General features: G+C 38.8%; 6 protein-coding genes and 1 pseudogene. 6 read left to right on the top strand and 1 reads right to left on the bottom strand.

What is annotated here, in order from left to right:
* Window positions 1–256 precede the first annotated feature (256 nt).
* Window positions 257–871: a sugar O-acetyltransferase gene (locus AC1DPQ_RS13645; RefSeq protein ID WP_477578176.1), complete on the top strand. Its 615-nt coding sequence runs from the start codon at window positions 257–259 to the stop codon at window positions 869–871.
* A gap of 239 nt (window positions 872–1,110) precedes the next feature.
* Here AC1DPQ_RS13645 and AC1DPQ_RS13640 read toward each other — a convergent pair whose 3' ends face one another.
* Window positions 1,111–1,536, bottom strand: a complete 426-nt coding sequence (locus AC1DPQ_RS13640; RefSeq protein ID WP_477578177.1) for a YybH family protein — start codon at window positions 1,534–1,536, stop codon at window positions 1,111–1,113.
* Between the two features lie 93 nt (window positions 1,537–1,629).
* On the opposite strand from AC1DPQ_RS13640, the gene AC1DPQ_RS13635 reads away from it, so the two are divergent.
* The 5 genes and pseudogenes from AC1DPQ_RS13635 to AC1DPQ_RS13615 form a co-directional block, all read left to right on the top strand.
* Window positions 1,630–2,511 carry a carbohydrate kinase family protein gene (locus AC1DPQ_RS13635; protein ID WP_477578179.1) on the top strand — a complete coding sequence of 294 codons (882 nt, stop codon included), beginning with the start codon at window positions 1,630–1,632 and terminating at the stop codon, window positions 2,509–2,511.
* A 363-nt stretch (window positions 2,512–2,874) separates the two neighbouring features.
* Window positions 2,875–3,972, top strand: coding sequence for a vWA domain-containing protein (locus AC1DPQ_RS13630; RefSeq protein ID WP_477609754.1), 1,098 nt, complete (start codon window positions 2,875–2,877; stop codon window positions 3,970–3,972).
* A 159-nt stretch (window positions 3,973–4,131) separates the two neighbouring features.
* Window positions 4,132–5,619, top strand: coding sequence for a P-loop NTPase family protein (locus tag AC1DPQ_RS13625; RefSeq protein ID WP_477609752.1), 1,488 nt, complete (start codon window positions 4,132–4,134; stop codon window positions 5,617–5,619).
* 5 nt (window positions 5,620–5,624) lie between these two features.
* On the top strand, window positions 5,625–6,350 hold the full coding sequence (locus AC1DPQ_RS13620; RefSeq protein WP_477578183.1) for an AAA family ATPase: 726 nt from the start codon (window positions 5,625–5,627) through the stop codon (window positions 6,348–6,350).
* Window positions 6,351–6,409: 59 nt separating this feature from the next.
* Window positions 6,410–6,703, top strand: a pseudogene (locus AC1DPQ_RS13615) (metallophosphoesterase); the annotation flags it as partial.

The following is a 6,703-nucleotide window of genomic DNA, read 5'->3' as shown; positions in this document are numbered from 1 at the left end:
ATTACGCGCAAAGTAGCCAGCGTTTGGAGCTTATTTACCCACGGTGCGATAGACAGTTTAATCAAAATGACTTTTAAAGAAAAATACGCCCACTGGAGAGAGAAAAAAGCAGTTAAAATTGCCGAAAGGGCTTTAGCCAAAGGCAGACCATAGAAAAGTATTGAAAAAGTAAAATACAACGGGGCATCGGTTACGATAGCCCCGTTTTTGTTATTATTGCGCTTAAACACCTGAAATTAAAAATCAGACACCTAAGATGGAAAACAATATCCTTAGCGAAAAAGAAAAAATGCTGGCTGGCAAAGCCTATCTGGCTGGCGGCGAAGAACTATCAAAAGAAAGATTAAAAGCGCGTGAAATTGTTTTCGAGTTTAATAACCTAGCGCCAAAATTTATCAAACAACGAAAAGAGTTATTAAAAAGGTTATTCGGGAAAACAGAGCGGATGTTTTATGTGGAACCTCCATTTAGATGCGATTATGGCTACAACATCGAAATTGGCGATAATTTTTACGCAAATTTTAACCTTGTTATTTTAGATTGCGCCAAGGTACGCATTGGCAATAGCGTTTTTATTGCACCAAATGTGGCTATTTATACCGCAGGCCATCCTATTCATGCACATTTACGCGATCAGGAATATGAATGGGCACAGGAAGTGACCATTGGCAACAGTGTTTGGATCGGTGGAAATGTAGTGATTAATCCAGGGGTAAAAATCGGATCTAATGTGGTCATCGGATCAGGTAGTATTGTAACCAGGGATATTCCTGATAATGTTTTTGCCGCAGGAAATCCATGTAGGGTAATCCGCCAGTTAACAGATGCAGATAAGGATTATTATTATAAGGATTTTAAGCTGGGGGAGTAATAATTGTCCCGATTTGCAATCGGGATGCATGAAAGTGGCGATTTCATCGCCATTAAATTTATTCTAGAGGCTGTATTATAAACCTAGTTTCATTAGGTTTGTCACGTTGAGCTTGTCGAAACGCCTTATACGGGCTATGGCAGGTCCTTCGACAAGCTCAGGATGACAATTCTATAAGCTTATTGCATTACGATTCCCAATCAAGTTGAGAATGACGATTTGATCAAAACCTTCCATCCTTAGCTGCTATGATCAGCAACTACTTTCCATTCGCCCTTAATTTTTTTAATTAACAAGGTAAAATATCCTTTAAGTTCATCTTTTTCGCGTTTAACATTCCAACTGCCCAATATAAAAGCCAGATCAGGCTTTAAAAAATCGACCTTTTTAATTCCAAACACCAAAAAACCCATTGCCGATTTATCCGGATAGCCCTTCTTATAATTATCCAATGTTTTCTGCCAGCCATAAGTTGGCCCGTTTTTACCTACAAAAAGTAAACTATCCGATTTTTCATAACCCTGCATAAAGGCTTCAACATCGCCTTTGTTCCAATCCGTGCGTTGCTTTTCGAGTAAATTAAGTATGGCTTGTTTATCATTTGCATTTTGAGCAAAAGCGCTAAAAGAAGTTAAAAACAATGCAATTACAAGTATTCTTTTCATGGTTATTTAAGTTGAGGTAAAAATTAAAGATAAGAAACAAATTATTTTGTTCCATGCGTAAAAATTCTTTATTTACATATCTATAAATCTCCTATGCAAAATAAAGTAATCACAATTGGCGAAATACTCTGGGATGTTTTCCCAGAGGGTAAAAAAGCTGGCGGCTCGAGCATGAACGTTGCGCTTAATTTGCATAAACAAAGTATAGATAGCAGTTTTATTAGCGCAATTGGTGATGATGAAAATGGAAAAGAGCTATTTGATTTTCTAGCCAGCAGTCATTTTGCAACTGATTTGATTCAGGTAAACACCGAGTTACCAACCAGTACGGTTGTTGTGCGGTTGGATGAAAACCATCAGGCCACTTATACGATTAAACAACCTGTAGCATGGGATGACATCAAAATCAACGATAAAAACATAGCCGCCGTAAAACAGGCAGATGCATTGGTATATTGCAGCTTAACCTGTAGAGCGGAAGAATCTAAAAAAACTATCCTTACGCTCTTAGAAAATGCAAAGACTAAAATCTTTGACATAAACCTCCGTGCTCCTTTTTATACAAAAGAATTAATTGGAACGCTTTTGGCAAAAGCGGATATCCTAAAAATAAATGAAGATGAAATTTTATGGGTGAAAGAAGCGTTTGCTTTAACTGGCAATACCGATGAGCAACTTTTAAAGCAACTTTCCAGTCAGTTTAACATTGAAATCATCTGTCTCACACTTGGTGATAAAGGCGCCTGTGTGTTAAAAGATGGCAAGTTGTTTAAACATGCTGGTTACAAAGTACAAGTGGCCGATACAGTTGGTGCCGGTGATGCCTTTTTAGCCACATTTATTGCCTGTTACCTACAAGGTTACCCTATGGAGACCACATTAGATAACGCCTGCAAAGTTGGGGCATTTGTAGCCTCTCAGCCTGGCGCAAATCCAGAGTACAATAAAAAGATTTATCATATGGCCTTGGGGTAAGCCTTCGTAGACCTCGCAGGTTTTAAAAACCTGCGAGGTCTACCCTAAAACGGTGGGTTTTGCGTTAGGGATTGTAAGGGTTCAGTACCGATTAAGCATCTGTTTTTATTTAATTACGGTATGCTTGCTTGTTTCACAGGTCTTTATCGGTACCGAAGCGAAGCGCAGCCCTGAAAAGCCCGCCCCTTTCCCGTTTTTCACGGGATTGGGAAACGCCCAGATCAGTTTGACAGTTTTAAATTGGCAATTTGCAGTTCAATCTGCTTTGGTCTTTTACCTTTCTGCTTTGTTCCAAATATGACACCGCGCTTAAATTAATACAAAGCGAAACTTTTATCTTCGATAAATCGTTAATACAAGCACATGAGAGGTTTTCGTTTTTCTGATTATAAGCCGGGCGATACGCCAAAGGGTGGGTTTGATGAGTTGCTGAAATTATTTAGCGAACTGCTGAATTATACAGCTGGAGATGCAGCAGAGGCTTTAAGCTGGCTGAACGAGCTCGACAAACAATATAAACTAACCAATAACGATTACGGCATTGGTAATTTTATCGACGATCTGAAAGACAAAGGTTATCTTACGGAAGACAATCAATCTGGGGAATTTAAAATTACAGCCAAAACCGAACAGACTATCCGCAAATCGGCCCTTGATGAAATTTTCGGGAAACTAAAAAAGTCAGGACGGGGAAATCACAACAGTAACCAATCAGGAGTTGGTGAAGAAAAAAATGCCGATAGACGCGAATACAGCTTTGGGGATAGTTTGGATCAGATTGATATGACGGCTTCTATCCACAATGCGCAGATTAACCATGGGATTGGTGATTTCACCTTAACCGATCGCGATCTGGAAGTAGAGGAAAAGGATTTTAAAACCTTAACATCTACCGTATTGATGATCGATATTTCGCACTCGATGATCTTATATGGCGAAGACCGGATTACCCCTGCAAAAAAAGTTGCGATGGCTTTGGCCGAGCTGATTAAAACGAAATACCCTAAAGATACTTTAGACATTGTGGTTTTCGGAAATGACGCCTGGCCAATTAGCGTGAAAGACCTACCTTATTTACAGGTTGGTCCTTACCATACCAATACTTATGCGGGATTAGAATTGGCTGCTGATTTACTCCGTCGCAGGAAAACGCATAATAAGCAGATTTTCATGAWTACCGACGGAAAACCAACCTGCTTAAAAGAAAATGGCAAATACTATAAAAACAGTATGGGTTTGGATAGGAAGGTAATTAATAAAACCTTAAACATGGCTGCCCAATGTAAGCGCCTGAAGATCCCGATTACTACATTTATGATTGCCAAAGACCCTTACCTGCAACAGTTTGTGCGCCAGTTTACAGAAATTAATGGCGGCAGGGCTTTTTATAGCTCATTAAATGGCTTGGGCGAATACATTTTTGAAGATTACATTAAAAACAGACGTAAGACGGTTAAATAAGGTAGAGGGCAAAAGGTGGAAGGTTTAAGGTAAAACCTAAAGCCGAAAAGACCTATTTAACGAGTCTTAGAAACATTTAAACAAGGGAAGATTTAGCGATTGATGTTGCGTGCTGCAACCTTAAACCCTAAACCTTAAACCTTAAACCCATTTTAAAAGATGCAAAACACCACATTAGGCGAATTAAAAACCACAGGATATAAATCGAGATCTGTAAAGGAAGAGCTTAGGGAAAATCTGATTAAAGTTCTCCGCGATAAAAAAACCGATTTTGAGGGCATTATCGGCTATGATGAAACGGTGATTCCTGAATTGCAAACGGCCATTTTATCGCGCCACAATATTTTACTTTTAGGTTTGCGTGGGCAGGCTAAAACACGGATTGCCCGTTTAATGGTAAACCTATTGGATGAATATGTACCATACGTGGCCGGGAGTGAAATTTTTGATGATCCGTTGAACCCGATTTCTTGGTATGCTAAAAACGAAATTGCCATAAAAGGAGATGATACCGGAATTGCCTGGTTGCACCGTAGCGAAAGGTATACCGAAAAACTGGCCACGCCCGACGTTACTGTTGCCGATTTAATTGGCGATGTTGACCCCATTAAAGCCGCAACATTGAAATTAACCTATAATGATGAGCGTGTAATCCACTTTGGATTAATTCCGCGTGCACACCGCAGCATTTTCGTGATTAATGAGCTTCCGGATTTACAGGCCCGTATCCAGGTGGCATTATTTAACATGCTGCAGGAGAAAGATATCCAGATCCGTGGTTTTAAACTCCGTTTACCCCTGGATATTCAGTTTGTATTTACCGCAAACCCTGAAGATTACACCAACCGTGGAAGCATTGTTACACCTTTGAAAGATAGGATTGAAAGTCAGATTTTGACGCACTATCCTAAAACCATCGAAATTTCGCGCAAAATTACTTTTCAAGAGGCAAAATTAACCACCGATCAAAAAGCCAATATTGAGGCCGATGGTTTGGTAAAGGATTTAATCGAGCAGATTGCTTTTGAGGCACGTAAAAGTGAATATATCGATCAGAAATCGGGTGTTTCAGCCAGATTAACCATTTCGGCTTATGAAAATTTAATCAGCACGGCTGAAAGAAGAATGCTGATTGCAGACGAGAAAAATACTTTTGTACGTTTATCTGACCTTGCAGGAATTATCCCGGCAATAACCGGTAAAATAGAACTGGTTTACGAAGGCGAACTGGAAGGGCCAGCGCATGTAGCTACAACCTTAATCGGTAAAGCGGTTAAAACGTTGTTTGCGCGTTACTTCCCTGATCCTGAAAAAGCAAAGAAAAGTAAAACGGCCAATCCTTATACCGAAGTAACTGAATGGTTTACGGAAGGCAACAATGTAGATGTTACCGATGCTTTAACCAATGCACAGTATAAAAAAGCGCTGATGCTGGTCCCAAGTTTATACGATCTGGTAAAGAAGTTTCATCCTAAATTAAGCGAAAATCAAACTTTATTGTTAATGGAGTTCGTATTGCATGGTTTAGCTGAATATTCGCAATTAAGCAAAAATTATTTAAATGGCGGCTTCGGTTTCTCTGATATGTTTGGCAGTTTATTTAACGCCGAATTTGACGAAGAAGAGGACGAAGACGATTTCAGATAAAATCAATGGAGTTTAACGGATATCTTTTATCGCTAAGGTTAAAACAAGAGAACCTTCCTAATGGGTATCCGTTTAATATTCCATGCTTAAAATCTTTTGAAAAGTTAGACTTCCATCCTAATGTTACATTTTTTACTGGCGAAAACGGGGTTGGAAAATCGACCCTGATTGAAGCTATTGCAGTTTATCTTGGTTTCAATGCAGAGGGTGGCAGTAAAAACTTCAACTTTAGAACTTCAGAAACACATTCAGTTTTGCATAGTTATTTAGCGATAACTAAAAGTTTTAAACAAATTAAGGATGGTTTCTTTTTAAGGGGAGAAAGTTTTTATAATGTTGCTAGTGAGGTTGATAAATTGCAAGCGATAGAATCATATGGGCATATTTCCTTACACGAACAATCGCACGGGGAATCGTTTTGGTCACTATTTACGAACCGATTTTGGGGCAATGGTGTTTATATCCTCGATGAGCCCGAATCGGCGCTTTCTGCTACTAAACAAATAGCCATGTTATCCAAAATTAATAATCTGGTAAACAAAAATGCCCAATTCATTATAGCCACACACTCTCCGATCTTATTATCCTACCCCAATGCCTGGATATACGAAATGTCGGGAAATAAAATAGCTAAGGTTAAATATGAGGAATCGGAAGTTTACAGGGTTTACAAAGCCTTTTTAGATCATCCTCAACGAATATTAAATAATATATTTACTTCAAATACTTAATTTAGACGGGTCAAAAGAACCTGTCTTATTTTTTAATTTAACCCGAATAACCCGATCGTATGGGAAGACTACCTTTCATCATTGCCGCCTGCATATTCATCATTGCTTTTGATATTTATTGTTACAAAGCCATAATCGCTGTTTTTAAAAAATGGAAACCGACCACTAAAAAAGTATTCGCTATTGCCTATTGGAGTTATAGCCTACTCTTAATTTTCGGCGTTTTCTGCGGCATTTACCTCAACCTTTTCCTTACGTTAAGAGCTATTATTTTGGTTGCCTTCTTTTTAACCGTTGCCTGTAAACTGGCTATGCTTCCATTTTTGATCTTGGATGATTTACGAAGGTTATTC

It is taken from the genome of Pedobacter sp. 01T416_2 (genome assembly GCF_056398925.1).
Note: the sequence above shows the minus strand (reverse complement) of the source record. Positions and strands in the feature narration are given on the sequence as shown.

Coding starts and splice junctions, on each gene's coding strand:
- AC1DPQ_RS13645 (WP_477578176.1), top strand. CDS start 257: ATGGAAAACAATATCCTTAGCGAAAAAGAAAAAATGCTGGCTGGCAAA.
- AC1DPQ_RS13640 (WP_477578177.1), bottom strand. CDS start 1,536: ATGAAAAGAATACTTGTAATTGCATTGTTTTTAACTTCTTTTAGCGCT.
- AC1DPQ_RS13635 (WP_477578179.1), top strand. CDS start 1,630: ATGCAAAATAAAGTAATCACAATTGGCGAAATACTCTGGGATGTTTTC.
- AC1DPQ_RS13625 (WP_477609752.1), top strand. CDS start 4,132: ATGCAAAACACCACATTAGGCGAATTAAAAACCACAGGATATAAATCG.
- AC1DPQ_RS13620 (WP_477578183.1), top strand. CDS start 5,625: ATGGAGTTTAACGGATATCTTTTATCGCTAAGGTTAAAACAAGAGAAC.